Genomic DNA, 23,591 nt, shown 5'->3' with positions numbered 1-23,591 from the left:
TTAAGAAGCCCCGGTTCCGCCGCCGCCGGTCATTTGCGCGGCCAAGCGTTGTGGGGGTTGCCATTTCCGAGTTCTCGCCGGCCTTCGTCCAGGCCTACAACACCGGTGCGGCGCTGTTCCAGGCCGGCCGCTTCGACGAGGCGGCCACCGTCTACCGCCGCCTGATCGACGAAAACCCGGACATCGCGGCACCGCGTGGCGCCACCCTGCATGGGGCCCTCGGCCTGTGCCTGCGTGCCTCCGGCCGGCCGGCCGAGGCGATGGAACCGCTGCGCCAGGCGCTGCGGCTGAAGCCCGACCATCTGGACGCGCTGAACGCGCTGGGCAGCATCCTGCTCGACCAGCGCCACATCGAGCATGCGCTGATCGCCTTCCGCGAACTGGCGAGGCTGAAGCCCGACTATCCGGGGGCGCTGCTGACGCTGGGCAACCTGTTCATGTTCAGCGGCGACGGCGAGCGGGCGCGCGCCGTCTACCGGCTGGCGCTGGCCGTCGAGCCGGACGTGGCCGTCAACCACAACAACCTGGGCGCCGTCAGCCTCAGCCTCGGCCATCTGGCGGACGCGGCGCTGGCCTACCGCCGGGCGCTCGCCATCGACGTCGGCAGGCCGGAATACCGCAAGAACCTCGGTACCTGCCTGCTGATGGCCGGCGACTACGCCAACGGCACCGTCGCCTATGAGGGCCGGCTGGAGCAGGGGGTCTGGCGCAAGCGCAACATGCCGGGCGTCCTGTGGCAGGGCCAGCCGCTGGCGGGCAAGACCCTGCTGGTCCATTTCGAGCAGGGGCTGGGCGATTCCTTCCAGTACATCCGCTATGCCGGCGTGCTGAAGCGGATGGGCGCACGGGTGCTCTACGAATGCCAGCCGGCGCTGAAGCGCGTGCTGTCGACCGCCCCCGACCTGGACGGGCTGTTCGCCTTCGGCGAACCGCTGCCGGCCTACGATTACCACATCTCGCTGATGAGCCTGATGAACCGGCTCGGCACCACGCCGGACAGCGTCCCCGGCGGCGTGCCCTATCTGCGGGCCGAGCCGCAGTTGCAGGCCGGTTGGGCGGACCGGCTGGACCGGCTGGAGGGCGGCAATCGCCCGGCCTTGCGCATCGGCATCAACTGGCACGGCAACGAGACCGGCAAGTCGATCCCGCTGGAGTGCTTCGAGGCGATGGGGAAACTCGCCGGCGTCCGGCTCTACAGCCTGCAGAAGGTGTCGGGCCTCGACCATCTGGAGCGGCTGCGCGACCGGGTGTCGGTGACCGAGCTGGGGGCGGATTTCGACGCCGGACCGGACGCCTTCCTCGACACCGCCGCGGCGATGGCCAACATGGACCTGATCGTCACCTGCGACACCTCGGTCTGCCATCTGGCCGGCGCCATGGGGCGGCCGACCTGGGTGGTGCTGAAATGGTTCGCCGACTGGCGCTGGATGCGCGACCGCCTCGACAGCCCCTGGTATCCGACCATGCGCCTGTTCCGGCAGGCGAGGTCCAACGACTGGGCCGAGGTGATGGCCAGGGTGACGGCGGCCGTGGCGGCCGAGGCCGGAAACCGGACCGGCGTTCTTGCCGGGGAGGCGGGACGATGACGCTGAACGAAGCGCTCCGGCTGGCGCTGGACCATTTCCGGACCGGCCGTGCGGCCGAGGCGGAGCAGGTGTGCCGGGCGATCCTGAACGCCGTTCCCGGCCAGGGCGAGGTCACCCAGCTGCTGGGCACGGTGGTGATGATGCAGAACCGCCCGCAGGAGGCGGAGACCATCCTGCGCCAGTCGATCGCGATCCGTCCCGATCTGTCCGACAGCCACAGCAATCTCGGCACCGTGCTGCAGTCGCTGGGCCGCATGGGCGAGTCCCTGGCCGCCCACGACCGCTGCGTCCAGCTGACCCCCGGCACGCCGGAGGGCTACGTCAACCGCGGATCGACCCGGCTGGCGCTCGGCGACCGCAACGGGGCGGCGACCGATTTCGCCCGCGCGCTCCGGCTGCGGCCGATCGACGCGCTCGCCGCCGCCAATCTCGGCGTGGCGCTGCGCGAGGGGCAGCGGATGGCCGAGGCGATCCGCGCCCTGACGCGGGCGCTGGTCATCGAGCCCGGCAATGGCGAGGCGATGCTCGGCTATGCCCACGCCCTGCGCGAACTGAGCCGCCTGGGCGAGGCGGAGACCGCCTATGCCCGCGCGGTGACGCTGACGCCGGCCAAGACCGAAGCCCTGTGCTACCACCTCTACCTCAAGCAGACGCTGTGCGCCTGGGGCGATTACGACCGGCTGTGCGCCCGGGTGACGGAGACCATCGACCACGATGCCGGCGTCGTCATCCCGCTGGCCACCCTGTCGATCGACACCACGCCGGCCCAGCAGGACCGGTCCGCCCGGCTGTTCTACGACCGGCTGGTCAAGCGCCCCTCGGCCCCGCCGATGCCGGCGCGGCCGGAAAGCCGGCCCGACAGCCGCTTGCGGATCGCCTATGTCTCGGCCGATTTCCACGAGCACGCCACCGCCTATCTGGCGGCCGAGCTGTTCGAGCTGCACGACCGCGAGCGCTTCGAGGTACTGGCCTATTCCTACGGTCCCGACGATGGCAGCGCCATGCGCCAGCGGCTGGTGAAGTCCTTCGACCGCTTCCGCGACATCCGCAGCGTGCCGCTGGATGCCGTCGCCCGCTGCATGGCCGACGATGGCGTCGACATCATGATCGACCTGAAGGGCTACACGAAGCAGACCCGGCTCGACCTGCTGTCGCGCCGGCTGGCGCCGGTCGAGGTCAGTTACCTGGGCTATCCCGGCACCATCGGCTGCCCGTACATGGATTATGTGATCGGCGACCGCTTCGTCACCCCGCCCGAGCACCAGCCCTTCTATGCCGAGCGGCTGGCGATCCTGCCCGATGCCTATCAGATCAACGACCGCCGCCGGCCGCTGCCCGAGCAGGTGCCGTCGCGCGGCCAGTGCGGCCTGCCGGAGGACGGCGTCGTCTTCGCCGCCTTCAACACCGCCTACAAGATCAGCCCGACCATGTTCGCCCTGTGGATGCGCATTCTGAAACGCGTGCCCGGATCGGTGCTGTGGCTGTTCGAAGCCAATCCGCAGGCCGCAGCCAATCTGAAAGCCACGGCCGAGGCCCAGGGCGTCGCCGGCGACCGGCTGGTCTTCGCCCCGCCCCGTCCGCTGGCCGACCACATCGCCCGCTACCGTGTCGCCGATCTGGCGCTCGACACCCTGCCCTACACCGGCCACACCACCACCAGCGACGCGCTGTGGGCCGGCTGCCCGGTGGTGACCTGCCTGGGCGGGAGCTTCGCGTCCAGGGTGGCGGCGAGCCTGCTGAACGCGGCCGGCCTGCCCGACACCATCACCCGCTCGCTGGCCGGGTACGAGGAGCTGGCGGTGGCGCTCGCCGGCGATCCCGAACGGCGCGCAAGTTTCCGCAAGCGGCTGGAGGGTGGGCGGATGACGGTGCCGCTGTTCGACAGCCACCGCTTCACCCGCAACCTGGAGCGCGCCTATCAGGTCATGTGGGCGTTGCACAAGGCCGGCAAGCCGCCGCAGGGCTTCATCCTGCCGGCCGGCTGAGCCTCACAGGGAAAAGCGCACTGCATCTCCCGGTATGCCGAAATGAACGCTCCCGTATTTCATAATTGCAATAAGGAGTGAAAGGGCTAACCCAATTGTGGGTACTTTTGATACCATACCTTTTGGCAGGTATTGCTTTATTGGTATGGCGGACCAGATGGCGGTCATTGCTTCGAGTCCTAAGTTTCTCTGGATCGTTGACAACTCTCCGGTTCCGTCTGGGGTGATCGTCTGTTCGTCCGCTTCGTCTGTCCATCCTCTTGAAGGGGACAGGACAGCCGTGTCGGAGGACGCACAATGAATGCGATCAGCCCGATCAAGCCCGAAATCGGCACAAGCGCCACCTACCGGGGCGGGTTGGAATTCGTCACCACCAACAAAATCTACGGCTGGCTGCACAACCAGAGCAATCCTGCGGAGGAATGTCTGGTCGACCTCTATGTCGACGGACGCTTCCTCGGAACCCATGCCTGCAACGAGCATCACAAGGCGCTGACCGATCTGCCGGGCCGCAACGGCTTTCTTGCGTTCAACATTCCCCTGCCCATTGGACTTCTCTCGGTCGATCGCTGCTGCGTGGATGTCAAAATCCACGGCACAAGGATATCCATTCCAGGGGCCCCCATCGTCACCAGCCTCCACCGCGCGGTGATCGACACCGCGCTTTCCGGCATAACGCTGGAGCGTCAGGCCCTGTGCGTGAGTGCGCTCGGCGAAACGGTGAACCAGACCAAGCGCGGCCGGGAGCGCATGGGGGATGCGCGGCTTCTCTGCCTCGCCGACGGCTTCGAAGAGGCAGAGCTGACGGTCGGCAGCTTCCTGGCGCATCAACTCCATCGATTGCAGGAGGCGCAGAATTTTCATTTGCGCAGCGCCGTCGACCTGACCCGCTTCCTGGTGCGCTGCGCAGACCGTTTCAATCTTGCCGACCATGCCTGGTGCCCGCTGCCGGCCGATGTGACGGCTTATCTCGCCTCGGGCGAAGAAGATGCCGCAGGCCAGTTCCGCTCCCGCCTGCTGTCAGCCTATCAGACGGGAGCCGGTGAGACGGCCGGCAGCGGAGCGGACGCGCTGTGCCAATTGACCCACTGGATGTTCGGCAAGGCCCGCCTGCCCAAGGAGGCATTGGCAACCCGCCATGTGGAGGCGTTGAACGCTGCGGCGGGGATCGATACCCACGGGCTGATCTCGTGTTTTTATGCCGGAATGCATGCCCGGGACAGCGCCCTTGCCACCGCCTTCAACGCCTCTGACGAGAAAGCGCTGTTCCCCCTGCTGCTGGCGATTTCGCTGTGGCTGATCCGTTGGAACCTCGACGACCTGTTCCTGACCCCGCAGGTGCGGGCCCTGCTCGATGCCCCGGTTCATCATCAAGGCAAGGTTCTGAATGGGCTGGCCTATTTCTACACCCGCCTTGGCGTGCCGGACGCGCAGGCATTGAGCCTCTCGACGCTTTGCCAGCGCCAACGCGCCCCCCTGGTGCGCCACCTGCCGCGGACGGCCCAGGCCAAGGGCGTCAACCTGTTCGGCTATTTCGACGGCAGCACCGGGATCAGCCGCAACGCCCTGTTCTCCCGCGACATCCTGCAGGATGCCGGCTTCGGCGTGACGATGCCGATGATGGCGATGCCCGGCCGCCATGCCGGCGAGGAACTCTATCCGGTCAATCTGATCCACTTCGGTCTGCTGGGCGCACCGAGCGACATGATCAACCATGGGCTGGAGCGCTTCACCGGGGCTTACAACATCGGCTTCTTCCTGTGGGAAACCAGCGCTCTGCCCCGCTCGGCCCATCTGGCGCTCGAGATGATGGACGAGCTGTGGACGATGTCGAGCTTCTGCGCCGACGCCCTGGCTCAGCATTTCACCGGTCCCATCCATGTCGTGCCCAACTGCATCGACGAGCGCGTGCTGAACGCCGGCACCAAAGAGCGGCCGAAGGCCGAGCCCTTCACCTTCTATTTCTGCTTCGATGCCCGCAGCTGGTATACGCGCAAGAACCCGCTCGCGGTGGTCCGCGCCTTCCGGAAAGCCTTTCCTGCCGAAAGCAGGGTACGGCTCGTTCTGCGCATCCGCCATCGCCAGAGCAGCCGGAGCGTCGCCGACCTCGCCCATAAGCTGGAGCTCGACCGTTTGGTCGGCAGCGATACCCGCATCGTCGTGCGCGATCGCGAGCTGTCCTACGCCGACTCGCTGGCCGAGATGCGCTCTTGCGATGCCTATGTCTCGCTGCACCGGGCGGAGGGCTTCGGCTACACCATGGTGGAGGCGATGATGATGGGCAAGCCGGTGATCGCGTCCCGCTATTCTGCCAACCTCGACTATATGACGGAGGAGACCGCCTTCCTGGTCGGTGGCCGGGAACGCTATCTGGAGAGCGACGAGTATCTCGGCGTCACCCCCGGCGCCCGCTGGTACGAGCCCGATGTCGGTGCGGCCGCCGAGGCGATGCGGCGGGTGTGGGAGGACCGGGGCGAGACCGCAAGGCGGGCAGAGTCTGGCACCGCCCTGGTTCGCGGCCGCTTTGCCCGTCCGGTGCTGCAGGAACTTTATGCCACCCGGCTTCATGCCGTGTTGGAAAGCGCCGCCCCCGCCATGGTGGAGGCCTGAGCGGCCGATGGGCGCATGCGACAGCATGCCGCGCGCCAGTCCACCCGTTTCACCGCACCATCCAATTTGAAATAAAGATCTTCAGGATTTTACCAGTACGCCTCTTTGTACTGCCTTCAATTCGCAGCGCTTCTTTGATCATTCGCCAAACTCAAGACGACGTAGACTTTAACCTAAGATTGAATTTTCCGCATTATAAACGCGTGTATTGTTACATAACTTCTGCAACTGCATAACAAAGTTGATTTTGTTTGCGTGCTTTGGGTATAGACCGATTAGGGGTTTCCCGAACATTCCGATTAGCGATTCAGCCTAGGGTGAAGGGCTCGCAACAAAATCAGCAGAGCGGCATCCATCCCTCGGAAATAGGCATTGGAGGCCAGGATCTGCATCCTATGGTATGTCTCCGCTGAGATGGTGCAGGCCGGCGGGGGTGGGGAAGGCGAAAATGGATGGCGGTCTGAGCTTGGGTGGGGACACGGCGGTGCCGGCGCAAGGCCGGAATGCCCTGGTGCACACCAACCTTGAGGACGCGTTCAACGGCTATCGCCTCTTCCTTGGCCGCCACCCGGCCAGCGTCGAGGAGATCACGGCCGCCACCAACTGCACGCTCGGCGAATTCCTCGGCCATTACCTGATGCGAGGCGAGTTCCTGACCGGTGTCGTCGCCAGCCTCACCGGCACGGCCGTGCTGCCGCACATCGCACTGGCTCCGGCTCCGGACGAGGGCTTGAGGCACTGGGCGTTGGAGCGCCTGCCCTTGTCGGCTGCCGCGCGCGACCGTCTTGCCTCCAGCCGCTCCTGGCGCTTCTGGCTGCTGACCATCCTGTGCAATGAGGATTTCCGCGCTGGATTGCCCGCCGCAGTGGCGGAGTGGCTGGCGGCATCCGGCCTGCAGGGCAGATTGGCGGCGCTTGAACTCGCCCCCACCCGCCGCCTGATCGGCGAAGCCTCGCACAACGGGGCCGGCACCGTCATGGGCTGGTGCGCCAATGCCAGCGACCTGTCCGAGCGCGTGGTGCTCGAACTGCATCTGGGCGACCGCTTTATCGGGGCTGTGCGCTGCGAGCGCTTCGTTCCCGGCTTGGCCGAGCGCATCGGCAGCTGCGGCGACCATGGCTTCGCTTTCGACATCCCCGCCGCCCATGCCGATCTGGTTGCCCGCGGAGCGATGCTGCGCATCCGTGACGCCCAATCCAAGGCGCCCTTCGGTGCGGACATCTACCTCAAGACCAACCTGCCGGCCGCCCTCGATGATCTCGGCCGCATGCTCGACGCCATCCAATCGATGAAGGCGATGCTCGCCAGCATCGAGCAGCAGTTCCCGCACACACTCCAGCAGATCAGCCCCCCGCTCTCGGCCTATGGCAGCCTGAAAGCCCAAGGGCTGCTCGCCTGCCACCGCCCGCTGGACGGACAGGCCGCCGCGGCGGTGGCCGGCCTCGCCGTCAATGTGATCCTGCTGGAATCCGCCCTCGAGCCGGCTTCCCTGCGCCGCCTGCTCGCCTCCCTGGACGGCCAGACGCAGGAGCGCTGGACGTTGACCGTTCTGACCAATGCCGAGACGCTCGGCACCGAGGTCGGCGCGCTGATCCGGCCGCTGACCGCCGCGGGCCGGGCGGTGGTGGCAACACCGGCAGCCCTGCCGCGCCTGCTGGCCACCCACGCTCCCGTCGGCGCCGCCGGCGCCCATCTGGTGGTCGGCCAAGCCGGAAGCCTGCGGCCGGACGCGCTGGCGGCCTTCCTGGCAGCCCTGGCGCCGGCGTCAAGCACTCCGGCCTCTGTCGCCTACAGCGACCATGACACTCTGTTCGGTGCCCACAACGGCAAGCCGGCGCAACTTCGTCCAATTCTCAAGCCGGACTTCGACCCGGTGATGCTGCTGGCTTACGACTATGCCGGACCGATGGTTCTGGTGACGCCGGAGGTCCTGCTGAAGGCGTGCGTCCTCGCCGACGGGATGCCACCGTCGAGCCTGCATGATCTGATGCTGCGCGTGAGCGACTGTGTGCCGGTGAGCGCCATCCGTCACATCCCATCAGTGCTCTACAGCCTGGAGCAGCCCATCGGCCTGCGCAGCCCCGATAATCTGCCGCGGCTGCTGGTGGGCGAGCCCGAGGCGGTGACGGGCTGGGCCGAGCGCCGGGGGATGGTGGCCGAGGTGCGGCAGACGCTGGTGGCCAGCGAAGACGAGGACGGTATCCAGACGCTGGTCGAACCGTGTGAGTTCGAATGTCGTCCGGCGAGCTTTCCGGCGGTCAGCGTCATCGTGCCGACCCGCAATTCGCCGGTCCTGCTGCGCAACTGCCTGGATTCGCTCCTGCGCACCCGTCAGGCCTATCCGGGGCCACTGCAGATCCTGGTGATCGACCATCAGAACGAGGACCCCGACAGCGTCGCCCTGATCGCCGCCATGCAGGCACAGCGCGGCGTCGACATGATGCCGTACAAGGGGCCCTTCAACTGGGCGATGATGAACAACTTGGCCGCTGAGCAAGCCAGCGGCGACGTTCTGGTCTTCCTCAACGACGACACCCTGGCCGCCGATCCCGGCTGGCTCACCCGTGCAGTGGCAACGCTTGGCCTGCCCAATGTCGGCGTGGTGGGCGCGCGCCTGCTCTATGGCGACGGCAGCATCCAGCATGCCGGCGTGGTCACCAGCTTCGAGCATGGGGCGGTGCACGAAGGGATCGGCATGCCCGGACATGAGGGCGGCTATCTGGGCCGCACTCACGTGCTGCGCTCTGCCGCTGCCGTGACCGGGGCCTGCCTGATCACGCCCCGAGTGGTTTTCGAAGCGGTCGGCGGCTTCGATGCCAGCTGGCCCGTCAACTGGAACGACATCACCTACTGCCTGGCGGCGCGCAAGGCCGGCTGGCGGGTGGTCTACGATCCGAAGACTTGCCTGTACCACCATGAATCCAAAACGCGCGGCTATGCGCTTGGACAGGCGGCACATGACGTTCACCAGACTGATCTGCGAAGACTGCGATCCGAGTGGGGGGAATACGTTACGGACCCGTTCCTCAACCAAGCCTTCAACCGGCTAACGCTATCTTCCCTCAGGCTGAGGCTATGAGGTGCAGAAGCAACTCCTGGCCATCGCGATCCGTCGTGATCTGCAGATACCTGACGGTTTCGTGCGCCGGTCGAACGGGCACGGTGTGTCAGAGCTTTCAAAAAGCGAACCGGGGCCAGCCCTGTCGATCGACGGCCCCTGGACAATGATTTCGAGGATCTGACCTATTATGAAGGCAGTCATCTTAGCGGGCGGTCTTGGAACTCGGATTTCGGAAGAGACGACGTCCCGGCCCAAGCCCATGATCGAAATCGGCGGCCGGCCGATTCTCTGGCATATCATGAAAATCTACTCCGCCAATGGCATCAATGATTTCATTGTTTGCCTGGGGTACAAAGGGTATTTCATTAAAGAATACTTTGCGAATTACTTCCTGCACATGTCGGACGTCACCTTCGACATGCGTAACAACGGGATGGAAATCCACCAGAACAACGCCGAACCGTGGCGCGTCACCCTGATCGATACGGGCGAAGACACGATGATCGGCGGACGCATCAAGCGTATCCTGCCCTATGTCCGGGACGATGAGGCGTTCTGCGTCACCTACGGCGACGGTGTCGGCAACGTCGACATCCGCCAGGTCATCGACCTCCACAAGCGCGAAGGCCGCTTGGCGACCGTCACGGCGATGCAGCCTCCAGGACGCTTCGGTTCGATCCGCTACGACGGAGCGCGGGTGGTGGCTTTCGAGGAAAAGCCACTCGGCGATGGCGGCTGGATCAATGGCGGCTTCTTCGTGCTCTCCCCGAATGTCGGAAGCTACATCGAAGGCGACTCCAGCGTGTGGGAACGCGAGCCGCTGGAGAGGCTGGCGCAGGACAATCAGCTGAGCGTCCATTTCCACCGCGGCTTCTGGCAGCCGATGGATACGCTGCGCGACAAGCGATACCTCGAAGAGCTCTGGGATACCGGCAAGGCCCCCTGGAAGGTCTGGTAACCGGCCCGACTGAAATTCCTGACGGAAGAAAAGCACATGAAGATCCTCGTCACTGGCAACATGGGCTATGTCGGTCCGGTGCTCGTTCGACATCTCCGCGCCCGACACCCCGACGCCAACATCATCGGCTTCGACAGCGGCTTCTTCGGGCATTGCCTGACCGGTTCGGAGCTGCTGCCGGAGGCACGGCTCGATGCCCAGTATTTCGGCGATGTCCGCACTCTTCCGAAGGAGCTTCTGCAGGGCGTCGATGCCGTCGTCCAGCTGGCCGCAGTGTCGAACGACCCGATGGGCAACCGCTTCGAGGCCATCACCGACGACATCAACCACCGTGCCGCGGTACGCGTGGCCGAACTTGCCCGTGACTGCGGCGTGAAGCGCTACGTCTTCGCGTCGAGCTGCAGCATGTATGGCGCCGCCGAGGGAGGGCCGCGCAAGGAGGCCGACGCCCTCAATCCGCTGACCGCCTATGCCCGCTCCAAAGTGGCGACCGAACGGGGGCTGCAGGCGATGGACCGTGGCGACATGGTGGTGACGGCATTGCGCTTCGCCACCGCCTGCGGCATGTCGGACCGCCTGCGTCTCGACCTGGTTCTCAACGACTTCGTCGCCTGTGCGTTGGCGACCGGCGAAATCACGGTGCTGAGCGACGGTTCCCCCTGGCGTCCGCTGATCCATGTCGTGGACATGGCGCGCGCCATCGATTGGGCTCTGCATCGCACCGCCGATCAGGGCGGCGGCCTGCTTGCCGTCAACACCGGCAGCGACCAGTGGAATTATCAGGTGCGCGACCTCGCCAACGCGGTCGCCGAAGCCATTCCGGGGACCCGGGTCAGCATCAACACCGACGCTCCGCCGGACAAGCGGTCCTATCAGGTCGATTTTTCGCTGTTCCGTCAGCTGGCCGCCGACCATCAGCCGCAGGTCACGCTCGCCAAGGCCATCGCCGGGCTGCGCGACGGGCTGGAAGGCATGAACTTCCGCGACGCGGCATTCCGCAATTCGCAGTTCATGCGCCTCAAGGTGCTGGAGCGCCACATGGCGGAAGGCCGCCTGGGCGATGACTTGAACTGGATCGCCAGCTGACCGGACGAGGGTGTTTTCCGATGAAGTTCCACACCACGCCGGTCGCCGGTGTCCGACTGATCGAACTTGAGAAGCGCGGCGACGACCGCGGCTTCTTCGCCCGCTTCTTTTGCGAGCGGGAGTTCGCGGAGGCCGGCCTGCCGTCGCGCTTCCTGCAGATCAACAATTCGCTGAGCGTTTCGGCCGGCACCCTGCGCGGCCTGCATTACCAGCTTCCGCCGGATGCGGAGTCCAAGCTGGTGCGCTGCCTGAAGGGGGGGCTGTACGACGTGGTCCTGGACCTGCGTCCGGATTCGCCGACCTTCGGCAAATGGTTCGGCGCGGAGCTGAACGAAGACAACCGCCTGATGATGTTCGTGCCGAAAGGCTGCGCGCACGGCTTCATCACGCTGCAGGACAATACCGAAGCGCTCTACCTTGTGGACGCCTATTACGGGCCGGACAGCGAGCGCGGCGTGCGGTACGACGACCCCTCCTTCGCCGTCGAATGGCCGATCGTCCCCAGCGAGGTTTCCGAAAAGGACAGGAACTGGCCTGATTTCGATCCGGCCTGGCATGGTGTCGACACGATGCGGGGGCTGCTGTGAGGATCCTGCTGACGGGAGTCAGTTCCTTCACCGGCTATTGGTTTGCCCGGACGCTGGCCTCCGCCGGCCACCACGTGGTGGCGCCGCTTCGCGGCACACCGGAAGGCTATGACGGGATCCGTGCCGAACGCGTGGACGGGCTGCGGGACGAGGTCGAACTGGTTCCGGACGCCGCCTTCGGCACGGAGCGTTTCCTCGATCTGCTCGGCGACGGCCAATGGGATCTGCTGTGCCACCACGGGGCCAATGTCACCAACTACCGGAGCATGGACTTCGACGTGGCGGCGGCGCTTGCCGACAACACGCGCAATCTGCCGGCCGTCCTCCGCCGTTTCACGGAGCATGGCGGCCGGAGCGTCGTGCTGACCGGCAGCGTGTTCGAGCAGGGAGAAGGCGCGGGCACCCAGCCCCTGCGGGCCTTCTCCCCCTATGGGCTTTCCAAGGGGCTGACGGGCCAGATGTTCGAGTATTGGGCGGGCGTGCTCGGCGTCGGGCTGGGCAAGTTCGTCATCCCCAATCCGTTCGGCCCCTTCGAGGAGCCGCGCTTCTGCGCCCACCTGATCCGGTGCTGGGTCGCGGGGAAGACCGCGTCCGTGCTCACGCCCCGCTACGTGCGTGACAACATCCATGTGGATCTGCTGGCCCGGAGCTATGCCGCCTTCGCCGCCGATGTTGCCGCCGGCCATGGTGCCGCACGGCACAATCCAAGTGGCTATGTGGAGACGCAAGGCGCCTTTGCCTTGCGCTTCGCGAGGGAGATCGGGTCGCGGCTTGGCATCGACACCCCGGTCGAGCTTGCCGAGCAGGCCGATTTCAGCGAGCCGATGGTCCGGATCAATACCGAATTGCCCGACATCGGCAAACTCGGCTGGAGCGAGAGCAAATCCTGGGACAATCTAGCACAATATTATCAAAGCAAGACTAGATCCATCTAAGCATAAGCATAGCACCCTTAGGGAAGTTCAAATGAAAACCAAGGCGGTCGCCTCGCAATCTTTAAACATCAAAGGTTGCTTCAATGGATTCGAGGGTGTTTATGCAGTAGGATGGGCATTCGGCAGCACATCGCAGCCGGTCGACATCGCGATAAGCGTGGACGGAACGATCGTTGCCCAGGGCACCGCCGACCGCCCCGGGCCGCAACTGGAAGAGGGCCATACGCATGTCCGCTTCCAAATTCCGCTTCCCGCCCGTTTTTTCAGTGGCCAGGAGCATGAGGTCAGCGCCTTTGCCGTGATGGGCGGGAACCGGTATGCCCCCCTGCATGGAAGCCTGCAGAAACTGGGGCCTGGTCAGATAGACGGCTGCTTCGACCTGATCTCCGAGGGAGCCGCCAAGGGATGGTGCTGTTCCCGGTCCCTGACGGCAAAGCCTCAGACCGTGGAGCTGTACGTGGACGGCGTGCTGCACGGGCAAGCGACGGCGAACCAGCCGCGCGCCGACATCGCCCTGCTCGGCATCCACATCGGCCGTTCCGCCTTTTCCATTCCACTTCCCAGGATATGCAGCGATGGCCTGCCACATACGGTCGAGGTGCGCTGCCAAGGGCTGGCGCTCGGCGGGTCTCCCAAGGTTTATCAGGCGGATTACGAAGGATTCGTCGAGGTCCTGACCACCGACCGGATCTCCGGCTGGGTGATCGAAAAGACAGCGCCGAACACTCCCGTCAAGCTCGACGTCAAGCTCGGAGGCCAGACCTTCATGGTCGAGGCCAATCGGGAACGCGGCGACCTTGCCTCACGCTTTGAGACGGTCTTCCATGGCTTTCTTCTGAACCTCCCGAAGTCTCTTCGGGAGCAGGATGCGCTGAGCGTGACCATCAAGGTGCATGGAACCGACATGCACCTCACGGAACAGCCGCTGCTGCTTTACACGGAGCGTGGCTATAGCAGCCTCAAGGCCCGCATGGCGTGCGCTGTCCTGGATGCACTGCAGACCACGACCGTGGGCGTCAAGGTCAACATGTCCGAGCTGTTCTCCATGGTGGGCCGGGCCTCGTCGCTGGTCGAGGGGCAGGATATATTCCGCCTCCAACCCGGATGCGCACTGCGCCTGGCACCCCGGAAAAACTACAAGCCGGAACTGCTCATGGCCGTGGTGGTCGATGGCGGCACGGCGGACCGCCTGAACCCGGACACGCTCGTCACGGCGCTGAAGGAGGTGGGCAGCCTCCAGAACGCTCCGCAGGTGGTCATGACCGGGATGCATGGCCTGGCAACGGACGATCTGCGCGCCTCCTTGGAAGCGGCCGGATTGGCCTGCCTGACGGAAGGGGACTTCATCCGGCGGCATCTGGCCGGTCCTGCCGAGTCCCCGGTCAACCTTCTGATCGTCCAGGCGGATTGCGTCCCTCTGCCCACCATCGTTCTGGCGTGGCAACGGCAGCTCGCGACCAACCCCCTGCTGGCATCGCTGTCGATGATGGGGTGGGCGGATGCGCAGGCCATCCTGCCGCAGCGAACCGATGCATCGGGATCGGAGCCTGCCGGATCCGGGAAGACGGTCCTGGACTCCGAACGGCCGAGAATCGCTTTCCTCAAGCGTCCCCGCCTGGAGGCGGTGTGTTTGAAGGGCGGCAGCGCCGCCTTGGACCTGCCGCCGGAGACCACGCTGGCGGATGCCCTGGTCCGCTGGGCGGACGCGCAGTCCGCCAAGGGGTCCCTGCACGGCTTGTCCGATCTGGCTTGCCTGCCTGTCGCCAGCATGTTGCAGCCCGCGGATTTCCTGTCCTCCGAGGATCATGCCGCGTATCTCGCCATGACCGACAGAATCGCGGAGCGGCAGATGTGCGCCGACCAGCGCCCCACCATCCTGCACATCCTGCACGGGCTGGGCGGCGGCATCGTGACCCACTGCGAGGATGTCGCCGCCATAACGGCGGAAGCCGGGGTGCGCTCGCTGTTCGTCCGCTGCGACAACAGGCAGTCGGTGCTGCTGATGGACCCTGTCGGCAACATCGCCCGCCGCATCGACGTGGCCGATGGCATCGATGGGCTGGTCGAGGCCGCCAGGGCGCTGAACGTACGCTCGGTCCATCTCCACCACATCCTCGGACATTCCGACGAGCTTTGGACGCTCAACGAGCGCCTGGGCGTTCCTCTCGACATCACGGTTCATGATTATTACTGGATCTGCCCGCGCGTCACGCTGATGGACGAGACCGAGCGCTATTGCGGCGAGCCGGCGCTGAGCGCCTGCGAGAAATGCGTTTCCTTCGCCGGCGTCTATCCGGGCGAGGATGAACGCTACAAGGAGTTGGGCGGAACGGTATCGGCCTGGCGCCGGCACCACGCCCTGCGGCTGGAGTCCGCAAGGTCGGTCTTCGTGCCGGCGGCGGACGTGCTGGCCCGGATGAAGCGGTACTACCCGTCGGCGAACCTCCAGATCCTGGGGCATGCAGAGCCGGTTCCCTCCACCGTCCATACCCGCAGGATCGCCAATGCGGACCGGATCGGCGTGGCGGTGATCGGCGGCATCGGGGTCCACAAGGGCTTCGAAGAGCTGATCCGGCTGGCGCGGTGGGCCGACAAGCGGAACATGCCCCTGCAGTTCCATGTGATCGGATCGGTCCCGGATCCCAGACGGTTCAACGGCCTGGGCAATGTGGCCTTCCACGGGAGCTATGCCCGAGACCGGCTGCCCGGCATCCTGGCCGCGGCCGACTGCCAGATTGCCCTGTTCCTCAGCATCTGGCCGGAAACCTATTGCTACACGCTGTCCGAGGCCCTGGCGGCAGGGCTCACTCCGGTGGGCTACGACATGGGGGCGATCGGCGACCGCATCCGTGCCATGGAGGGCGGCATCGCCGTTCCATACCCGTCCTCGCCCGAGCATCTGGGGGATGCCCTGCTGGAGGCCTACCGCCAGCGGTCCTCGTTGAGCAAGGCGGTTCCGGTGCACATCGGCGTCTCGCGCGATGAGTATCGGGACGACTATCTCCGCCGTATCGGCGTTTCCGGCAGCCTTTGAGTCAGGACCGAAGCCAGATGAAATTCTATGTCGAGAACATCCGGTACGACGGGCTGCTGCACCTGCAGGGCTGGCTTTTCGATGCGGACAAGGTCATCACGCGGCTCGAAGTGCGTGCGACGACCGCATCCGGAACCGATGTGCGCGTGGCCAACTGGGGCTTCGTCCGGAACGACGTCTATGAAGCGCATCGCTCCGACGCCTCGCTGAAGTCCTGCTTCCGCGTGTATGGACTGATGGTGGAGCCGCAGGCGCAGATCGACCTGTGCCTGCATTACGAGGACGGCTCCGCCGTGGAAGTGCCGCTGGCGCTGTTCTATGTCAGCGAGGACGAGGGCGGCCGGCGACAGCCGCGCATCCAGCCGCTGTCGCCGTTTGTTTCCCCGCACATCGACCTTGTCGCCTCCGGCACCACCCGGCGCGATCTGGCGGTGGAGATCGAGCGCCTCCAGGCGCGCCCCCCGGCACAATCCTCCCAACGCCGGCCGCAGGCGGAACAGGAACCGGTCAACGTCCTGGTGTCCGTCTACAAGGGGCTGCACTTCCTCGATCCCTTCTTCGAATCCGTGTTCGCCGCCCCCGGCCATCCGATGGAGGTGACGGTCGTCGACAACGGCAACGCCGATCCCGAGGTCGTGGCCTTCCTGGAGAAGGCGCACCAGCGCTACAAGCCGCGGATGCGCCTGATCCGCGTCGAGGAGAACGAAGGCTACATCCGCGGGATCTGCGCCGCGTACGAAGCCGCCCCGCGCGGCCGCCATGTCGTCGTCCTCAACACCGACCTGGTGCTGCCGCCGGGTTGGCTCAAGCGCCTGATCCAGCCGATTCTGGACAACGACGACATCGCGACGGTGACCCCCTTCACCAACGCCGGCACAGTGTGCAGCTTCCCGATCGTCGGCGAGGACAATCTGCGGTTCCGCGACCAGCCGGTGGAAGTGGTCGACCGGGCATTCCAGGGCATCGCCTGGCCCGACGGCGGCGTCACCCTGCCGTCGGGCGTCGGGTTCTGCATGGCGCACAACAAGGCCGTCCTCGAGCGCATCGGCTATTACGACGCGGACACCTACGGCTTCGGCTATGGCGAGGAGAATGACTGGTGCCTGAAGGCGCATCGCCTGGGCTACCGCAACATCCTGCTGCCGAACATGTATGTCTGGCACAAGCATGGCGGCGTCTATATGGCGGAGGAGAAGCGCCAGCTCATCGCCCGCAACCTGAAGACCATCCATTCGCGCTTCCCCGAATATCACGGGATGGTGATGTCGTATTTCGCCGCCGACCCCATGGCGGGATTGCGCACGCTGGTCGCCGCCCGGCTCGTCACCGGGGAACTGAAGGCACCGGGCCGGGCCATCGTCGCAAACACCGGCCATGCGCCGGCTGCGGCACTCCGCCGGAAGGTCGAGACATGCGAACAGGGCGGCGTCTGCGTCTGGATCGGCGCGGCCAGCGGTGCCAATGTCCAGGTCTCGGTATTCATCCAAGAAATCGCCACCACCTTCCACGCCTCGTCCCCGGCGGCTTTAATCAAGCTGCTGCACCTCCTCAACGTCACAGACGTGACTTTGTATGATCTGCCGGAAAACGTTGTTATCGCCGCCGCAATAAAGCTTCTGACGGAACAAAAAAAACAATTAAAGATCACACTTCACATTGTTCTGAGCGACTATGCCCTACTTTGTCCAGGCCGAACTCTACGCAACTATCGTGGTGAACCTTGCGGCCTACCAGCAGCCGAAATTTGCAACGCCTGCCTGCGTATGCTGGACAACGGCAGAGAAACAACCACCGATGTCACCTCCATCGAGGAGTGGCGTAGCCGATGGACAGTATATGTCGCTGCCTCCGATACGATTGCCCGGGTGGTGGGATTGGCACCGGAGTTGATCGAGACTGGACTTCAGCAATATTTCATTAAGAAAGCATCTTTGCCGAGCAAATAACAGAGATAGTTAACACAGTGGCGCTATATGAATTTTCCGAGAGGTTAATTTTATTTTAACCGTTTCGGAGTATTCTTGCGCACATGTGTGTTTGCCAAAAATTTTCAGAGCAGGGAGCATGTAATGGCTGCGCGTTCTAGATACGAGGCTGATAAGATAGCAGCCATAAAGTCTTTTGCGAATTTCTGCCGCGGAACCGAGCTGCCAAGATTTCCGCTTGAGCTATTTTTCGAAGTCAGCAACGTTTGCAACTTAAAATGCGCTATGTGTGCCGAATTTTCGGCTATCAATCCTTATCGTCTGCAAATTATTAAAGGAAAAGATCGCGGTCTTATTAAGCCTGACGAATTTGACAATAATTTCCTTTCTCTACTGAAGAGCGCGCTGTTTGTCCATTGCTCAGGCTTTGGAGAATCGACCATCCATCCTCAGTTCCGTGAGATCATCAAGCTGGTTTCCAGCTACGACGTGATGATCCACTTCATCACTAATGGACAAGAATTGAATAGCGACCTTGCCGAGTTCTTGGTCGAGCAGGGCGTTCATAAGATCATGGTCAGCTGCAGTGGCACGACCAAGGAAGACTACGAAAAGGTTTATATCGGCGGCAATTACGACACCCTGGTAGATGGCTTGAAGCGCCTAAAAGAAGCTAAGCAAGCCAAAGGCACGCGATATCCACTTGTCGAGATCAACTCGCTTGGCTTCCACCATCATGTCGCTAATTTCGATAAGTTCGTCGATCTGATGGCAGACTGCGGTGCAGATATCATTCACCTGAAGAAATTGCAGCCATACGACCGCATCCCGGAGCTTTACGAGCATGTTTCATACATGCGGCCTTGGGTTGAGGGCGTTGTGATTCAGCGTGCTCTTGAGATCGGCGCGCGCCGTGGTGTAGTCGTCGGCGTGAATCAGTATCTCCACAATGCCGTTGAGACCGAGGAAGAGTATCAGGAGCTTATCAAGCATCTTGAAACCGAAGTCGATGGCAAACTCTCCTTCGCAAAGTTTGGTGAGAACACAATCGATACCTTCGCGCAAATCTCCCGCGCGCCCAAGGCCGAAGGAAGCGCCGCCAAAAAGCTGCGGCCGATTATCCACGCCGAAGATTCCCTCGATCAGGCGAGCCAGATGCTCAACATCGCCGAATTGAAAGAGGCCGGCACCGGCAACGACAAATTCTATTGCATGGAGCCGTTCAAGACCGCCTATGTGAGCAACAACGGCGGCCTAAGACCCTGCTGCTTCTCGGGGTCCGACCATCCGTTCCTGGGCTCGGTCAAAATCGAGGATGGCATTCAGTCCTGGCGTGGCGCCGGATTTCAGGCTCTTCAGAAAGGCGTGCTCGAAGGGAAGTATCCCACGAACATGTGCACGCGTTGTCTGAAAGACAAGATCGGCCCAACCGATCATTTTGCCTTCAACATCGTTCAAGATTACTTGGATTGGTATGTTGACCGTTTCCGGTCGGATCTCTCCGGTACTCTCGAAGAAGAAGCGCCGGATGTAATCCGACTGATGCAGCAAAGCCCCAGCAAATCCATCATCAAGCGTTTCAAGGGAGAGGAAGCGCCCCCGCGCGTGGCGCAAGACGCAAAAATGCAGCTGGAGATTATCTTGGCTGCTGGCACTCAGATCCCCATCGTGGAGGCCAACGTAAAAGGACTTTTGGAAGGTTGGTTCGAGCGTGTGTCAGGCAGCAAGGTCGAAGGATGGGTCTGGTCCCCGGCTTTCCCGGACGTGCGGATTCCGATCCGAGTCTGGCACGATGGAGTCCTGATAGCCGAAGGTATTGCCAACCGCAGCCGAGGTGATCTGGAGCGTGCTGGCAAGGGCGACGGATGCCACGGCTTCATTATCAATCTGCCCTGGCGGGAGGGTGGATGGCGAAAGGAACAAGTTTCCATCACCATCGGCAATGAACCAAACTGTATGACCCTGCGAGGTTAAGCCGAAATGGAAACTAGTGGGAACAAACATACTGCCAAGAATTCAGCTTTTGCCGTAGATAGTTTTCTGCAAGAATACTACAAGAAGGCGAAGTCAAAACTAAGCAATGAGGTTGAGGCCGTCGCCGCTATCAAAGAAATAGGCCGATTTTACAGAAAAGATACTGGATTTTCTCACCTACTCGAAGCACCAAGCACTGATATCCGCCCCTACTTCCGTATCGACGCAGACCATACGGCATTCCTCGCCTATGTCTTCAAGGTCCTTGCCAAAGGGATCGAGCCGACACTGCCGGCTCCAGACGTGCTACTAGACGAGCCCACCACCATGCTGCTGAAGTCCATGGTGGAGATGGATCCCTCCTGGCGACACGGGCTTCTTCTCCTAGCCCGCTCGCTCCTTTCTGCTGGCCGCTTCAATGAGGCAGTTCTCGCTGCAAGAAAGGCTCACCAGTTGTCTCCAAACTGCCATTTCGGCGAAGCCGTTCTGGGAGACACATTGCGCGCCTATCGCACAGTGGGCGGGGACGTGGAGGCCTTGAACCCAAGTGTGGTGGAACGCACGTTACTGCGAGACTTTCATGGACGGTATTGCGAGCGTCCCTTCAGAAATTTTGAAGTAGACGAAAAGGGAGACGCTCACATCTGCTGTGGCGGGCTGGTCGGTGGCGCAGCCATCGGCAATGTTCACCATCAAAGCTACGAGGAGATCTGGAACTCCTCCACAGCCGAAGCATTCCGCCGATCATGCACCGATGGGTCGTTCACATATTGCAGTCGAAGCTGCGGCATGATGATGGGCGATGCACTGCCGGATGCGGCGGATCTTCCTACATTCTACCAACATCCGATGCAAATTGGCCCGGAATTTATCAATCTGAAGCATGACATCACCTGTAACCTTTGGTGTTCATCCTGCCGGGATCATGTGATTGCCATCGACGAATCCGAGCGCCAGAAGCTGGATGTCGTGCTTGATCGGGTGATCTTTCCTTTACTTAAGAATGCAAAAGAACTCAGAATCGCCGGTGGCGAGCTGTTCGCAAGTAAACATTACAGGCAAATTGTCAAACAACTGACCCGCGAAACATATCCGTCTCTGAAGTTCAGACTGATCACCAACGGCACGCTCCTGACGGAACGGGAGTGGGATCGTTTTCCTGATTTAGCTGATATGATCGATTGTCTGGAAGTATCCGTTGACGCGGCTACCGAGGAGACTTATCGCTTGGTAAGGCGCGGTGGTAATTGGAAGACACTACAAAGTAATTTGGAGGGAATTTCGAAAAGGCACAAGGCGGGTCTGTTCCCGGAATTTCGGTTGAACTTTGTCGTTCAGCAGGCGAACTACCGTGAAATGCCTGCATTCGTCAAGATGGCTCGACAACTGGGCGCCTCTGTTCGTTTCGATCCCGTCCATAATCAAATGGGCGCCTTTGTTGAAGGTCAGTACGAACTGGCAAATATTTATCGGACTGGACATCCAGATTTCGAAGATTTTCTCAGGATACTTGAAGATAATGAATTAAGCGGCGATGACGTTATGTTGATTCGCCCAGAGCAAAAGATGATTGTTACTGAAAGAAGCAAGGAAAATGAGTCTAATGAAATTTACAAAGACCAAATCAAATCTCTTCAGATAATTTTTGCCGCAGGCCATAAAATACCGCTGGTGGACACCAGCGTGAATGGGCTGCTGGAAGGCTGGTTCGAGCGTTCATCAGGCAATAAGGTCGAAGGATGGGTCTGGTCTCCAGCTTTTCCAGACCTACGGCTTCCGATTCGGGTGTGGCACAATGGAGTGCCGATTGCCGAAGACATTGCTAACCGCAGCCGGGGTGATCTGGAACGCGCCGGCAAGGGCGATGGATGCCATGGCTTCATCATTAATCTGCCCCCACAAAATCCCGAATTGAGGAAGCAGGACCTCACAATCACGATTGGAAATGACATCAACCGACTGGCGCTTAGGAAATAATATATTGGCGGCACATGGTCTATTTCTGGCGCTCCATGAGCTATTGAACACCCCTCTAAATCATCCAGCCAGAAAGGTCCATTCATCGAGATAATCACTTGGATATATGAGTAAATTCTCAAATTTTAATTATTGAGCGCATGATAAATATTATACGTTTTCTCTGGCGAGTGATGCTTGCCCAGCCTGCCAGAAGGCAGGCTGGGCAAATGCTTTAGCGAACCAGCCATTCACCGACGAGTGGGGTGAGCGTCCGCAGTTTGATCCACCGTTCCCCTGTCGGCTGCCCATGGCGAATGCGCAGTTTGCCCATCAGGCCGATGGTCGCCCATTCGCGGCGCCCGGCCCGAGGAACATATGGGCGGTTCGGATCGAAAGCCGGATCGAGGATGGGCCGATGCTGGATTTCCCGGTGAACATCGGCGGGAACGACGACGCCCTCGGGAACCGTATCGGCAGGGAAACTGCGCTGGTGACGCACCGGTTCCCCACCCAGCTCTGACGGTTCCTCGTCCTCCCAACTGACGACCTCGTACTCCTCGGTGATAAGGCCGCCATACTCGTCGCGCAGATACTTGCCGGACCAGTAATTCCAGGCGGCGTCGCCGATCACGGTGGGGGTGGCGCTGACCACGCCGATGATCCGCTCGGGCGCGTCGGCCTCGGTCGCCGGACGGATCCGCTCACCCTCCAGAACCACGGTAAGCCCGCGCCGGTCCTCACCGTCCGGATTGCCGTCCGCCCATTCGAAAAACTCGGCGTAATCGGCGCCTCCGCCCGTCCAGGCGCCGTCGGCATAGGCATTGCCATCGCCCAGAAGCTTGAACTTGGTATCGGGGGACGATGCGACACCGGATCGCGCCTGCAGGAAAACGAACCCGCTGGCAGCGGGACGATCCGCATCCAGCAGAAGCGTTTGGCTGGCATAGCTGGCGTGGGTGGCGTAGCCGCGGAGGGCAGGCGATGCGGAATCGCTGGTCACCGCCCACAAAGCCGGCCCGCTGCCGTTCACATGCAGCCGGGCGCTGGGGAAAACCGCACCGATCCCGACCTTACCGTCAGGCTGGCCGCGCATGAACTCAGCATTGGCAGCATAAAAGGCAAGCGTATGGCCGCTGAGATTCCCGAAGATGGTCGCCCCGCTGCCAGACACTGTATACCACCGGGCATCGATGATGCTGCCATCGTAGAGACGGATCTGCGGGGCAGCTTGACGAATCTCCAGGGGAACCGAGGGGCTGCACCCGATCCCCACACGACCGCTGCTGTCCACCCGCACCCGCTCGCTGCCGCCGGTGGAGAGCGCCAGGGTGTTGGCGGCCGGGGAGAAGACGCCGGTGTCCGCGTCGTTGGCAAAGTTGACCGACGGCGCCGCCGCCGTTCCAGCCGCCACCTGCATGCTGGAAAGCGGCTGAGGAACGAGCATCGAGTGGTGATAGGAGCCGGTCATCAGCGCCCTCCGAAAAACGAAAGGGAGACAAGGCAAGCGGCCGGGGCGACCAGCCCCAGGATGCTGCCGGCCTTGACCCGACGGGCCTGCGGCGCCAGTTCGGGAGCGCTGCCGTCCAGGATGCTGCCGGTCGGGAGGGTGGCGGGAGCGCCATACTGTACCCAGAACGGGCCGCTGGCATTGAACACCACGCCGGTCGCGTCCGCCGGAACGGTGACCGTTTCGCCCACCCCCGCCGTCAACGCCACGGCATAGCGGCAGTTGGATGGCTGGACGATCGCGGTCCTCTCCCCCATATCGTCCTTATAGGTTCTAAATCCTTGCATCGCCTTCTCCCGGATTGCCGTTGCGCAGGGACGAAAAAGCCCGCCGCGGCGATGCCGGGCGGGCTGTTCGATGACACATGTGTCCCTTGACTGCGGA

At 62.7% G+C, this 23,591-nt stretch carries 14 protein-coding genes; 12 read left to right on the top strand and 2 right to left on the bottom strand.

The genetic code is table 11. The features are described 5' to 3' along the window. The first annotated feature begins 50 nt into the window (after positions 1 to 50). The 12 genes from VH569_RS27255 to VH569_RS27200 all read left to right on the top strand — a co-directional run bounded on the left by VH569_RS27255 (position 51) and on the right by VH569_RS27200 (position 21,718). Entirely contained in the window at positions 51 to 1,586 is a 1,536-nt protein-coding gene (locus VH569_RS27255) for a tetratricopeptide repeat protein (protein ID WP_423319473.1), read from the top strand. Beyond that, positions 1,583 to 3,571: a tetratricopeptide repeat protein gene (locus VH569_RS27250; protein WP_423319471.1), complete on the top strand. Its 1,989-nt coding sequence runs from the start codon at positions 1,583 to 1,585 to the stop codon at positions 3,569 to 3,571. Before VH569_RS27255 ends, VH569_RS27250 begins: the two co-directional genes overlap by 4 nt. Before the next feature lie 297 nt (positions 3,572 to 3,868). Next, entirely contained in the window at positions 3,869 to 6,181 is a 2,313-nt protein-coding gene (locus VH569_RS27245; RefSeq protein WP_423319469.1) for a glycosyltransferase family 4 protein, read from the top strand. 448 nt (positions 6,182 to 6,629) lie between these two features. Then, positions 6,630 to 9,260 carry a glycosyltransferase family 2 protein gene (locus tag VH569_RS27240; RefSeq protein WP_423319468.1) on the top strand — a complete coding sequence of 877 codons (2,631 nt, stop codon included), beginning with the start codon at positions 6,630 to 6,632 and terminating at the stop codon, positions 9,258 to 9,260. 169 nt (positions 9,261 to 9,429) lie between these two features. Further along, positions 9,430 to 10,200, top strand: coding sequence for a glucose-1-phosphate cytidylyltransferase (rfbF, locus tag VH569_RS27235; RefSeq protein WP_423319466.1), 771 nt, complete (start codon positions 9,430 to 9,432; stop codon positions 10,198 to 10,200). A 36-nt stretch (positions 10,201 to 10,236) separates the two neighbouring features. Further along, entirely contained in the window at positions 10,237 to 11,286 is a 1,050-nt protein-coding gene (locus VH569_RS27230) for an NAD-dependent epimerase/dehydratase family protein (RefSeq protein ID WP_423319464.1), read from the top strand. A gap of 20 nt (positions 11,287 to 11,306) precedes the next feature. After that, positions 11,307 to 11,873: a dTDP-4-dehydrorhamnose 3,5-epimerase gene (gene rfbC, locus VH569_RS27225; protein WP_423319462.1), complete on the top strand. Its 567-nt coding sequence runs from the start codon at positions 11,307 to 11,309 to the stop codon at positions 11,871 to 11,873. Continuing rightward, the gene (locus VH569_RS27220) at positions 11,870 to 12,808 is read left to right on the top strand and encodes an NAD-dependent epimerase/dehydratase family protein (RefSeq protein ID WP_423319460.1); all 939 of its coding nucleotides are present in this window, start codon (positions 11,870 to 11,872) and stop codon (positions 12,806 to 12,808) included. Before rfbC ends, VH569_RS27220 begins: the two co-directional genes overlap by 4 nt. Positions 12,809 to 12,839: 31 nt before the next feature. Further along, positions 12,840 to 15,842, top strand: coding sequence for a glycosyltransferase (locus VH569_RS27215; protein WP_423319459.1), 3,003 nt, complete (start codon positions 12,840 to 12,842; stop codon positions 15,840 to 15,842). Between the two features lie 17 nt (positions 15,843 to 15,859). Next, positions 15,860 to 17,788 (top strand): glycosyltransferase family 2 protein, encoded by a 1,929-nt coding sequence (locus tag VH569_RS27210; protein WP_423319458.1) that lies wholly within the window; start codon positions 15,860 to 15,862, stop codon positions 17,786 to 17,788. Between the two features lie 123 nt (positions 17,789 to 17,911). Beyond that, a complete protein-coding gene (locus VH569_RS27205) occupies positions 17,912 to 19,741 on the top strand; it encodes a radical SAM/SPASM domain-containing protein (protein WP_423319456.1) in 1,830 nt (609 codons plus the stop codon). A gap of 6 nt (positions 19,742 to 19,747) precedes the next feature. Further along, complete coding sequence (locus VH569_RS27200) at positions 19,748 to 21,718, top strand: SPASM domain-containing protein (protein ID WP_423319455.1); 1,971 nt, start codon at positions 19,748 to 19,750, stop codon at positions 21,716 to 21,718. A gap of 214 nt (positions 21,719 to 21,932) precedes the next feature. Here VH569_RS27200 and VH569_RS27195 read toward each other — a convergent pair whose 3' ends face one another. Next, positions 21,933 to 23,168, bottom strand: coding sequence for a peptidase G2 autoproteolytic cleavage domain-containing protein (locus tag VH569_RS27195; RefSeq protein WP_423319454.1), 1,236 nt, complete (start codon positions 23,166 to 23,168; stop codon positions 21,933 to 21,935). After that, positions 23,168 to 23,494: an NAD/NADP transhydrogenase alpha subunit-like protein gene (locus VH569_RS27190; protein WP_423319452.1), complete on the bottom strand. Its 327-nt coding sequence runs from the start codon at positions 23,492 to 23,494 to the stop codon at positions 23,168 to 23,170. The genes VH569_RS27195 and VH569_RS27190 overlap by 1 nt, the downstream gene beginning before the upstream one ends. Positions 23,495 to 23,591 lie beyond the last annotated feature (97 nt).

Source organism: Azospirillum sp. 11R-A (genome assembly GCF_049472615.1).
GTDB classification, from domain to species: Bacteria; Pseudomonadota; Alphaproteobacteria; order Azospirillales; family Azospirillaceae; genus Azospirillum; species Azospirillum palustre.
The sequence above is the reverse complement of the archived record's forward strand: the minus strand, read 5'-3'. Positions and strand labels throughout refer to the sequence as shown.

Excerpts from the sequence above, each read along its gene's own strand:
- VH569_RS27230 (WP_423319464.1), top strand. The coding sequence starts at position 10,237 with ATGAAGATCCTCGTCACTGGCAACATGGGCTATGTCGGTCCGGTGCTC.
- VH569_RS27250 (WP_423319471.1), top strand. The coding sequence starts at position 1,583 with ATGACGCTGAACGAAGCGCTCCGGCTGGCGCTGGACCATTTCCGGACC.
- VH569_RS27245 (WP_423319469.1), top strand. The coding sequence starts at position 3,869 with ATGAATGCGATCAGCCCGATCAAGCCCGAAATCGGCACAAGCGCCACC.
- VH569_RS27200 (WP_423319455.1), top strand. The coding sequence starts at position 19,748 with ATGGAAACTAGTGGGAACAAACATACTGCCAAGAATTCAGCTTTTGCC.
- VH569_RS27190 (WP_423319452.1), bottom strand. The coding sequence starts at position 23,494 with ATGCAAGGATTTAGAACCTATAAGGACGATATGGGGGAGAGGACCGCG.
- rfbC (WP_423319462.1), top strand. The coding sequence starts at position 11,307 with ATGAAGTTCCACACCACGCCGGTCGCCGGTGTCCGACTGATCGAACTT.
- VH569_RS27195 (WP_423319454.1), bottom strand. The coding sequence starts at position 23,168 with ATGACCGGCTCCTATCACCACTCGATGCTCGTTCCTCAGCCGCTTTCC.
- VH569_RS27205 (WP_423319456.1), top strand. The coding sequence starts at position 17,912 with ATGGCTGCGCGTTCTAGATACGAGGCTGATAAGATAGCAGCCATAAAG.
- VH569_RS27215 (WP_423319459.1), top strand. The coding sequence starts at position 12,840 with ATGAAAACCAAGGCGGTCGCCTCGCAATCTTTAAACATCAAAGGTTGC.
- VH569_RS27210 (WP_423319458.1), top strand. The coding sequence starts at position 15,860 with ATGAAATTCTATGTCGAGAACATCCGGTACGACGGGCTGCTGCACCTG.
- rfbF (WP_423319466.1), top strand. The coding sequence starts at position 9,430 with ATGAAGGCAGTCATCTTAGCGGGCGGTCTTGGAACTCGGATTTCGGAA.
- VH569_RS27240 (WP_423319468.1), top strand. The coding sequence starts at position 6,630 with ATGGATGGCGGTCTGAGCTTGGGTGGGGACACGGCGGTGCCGGCGCAA.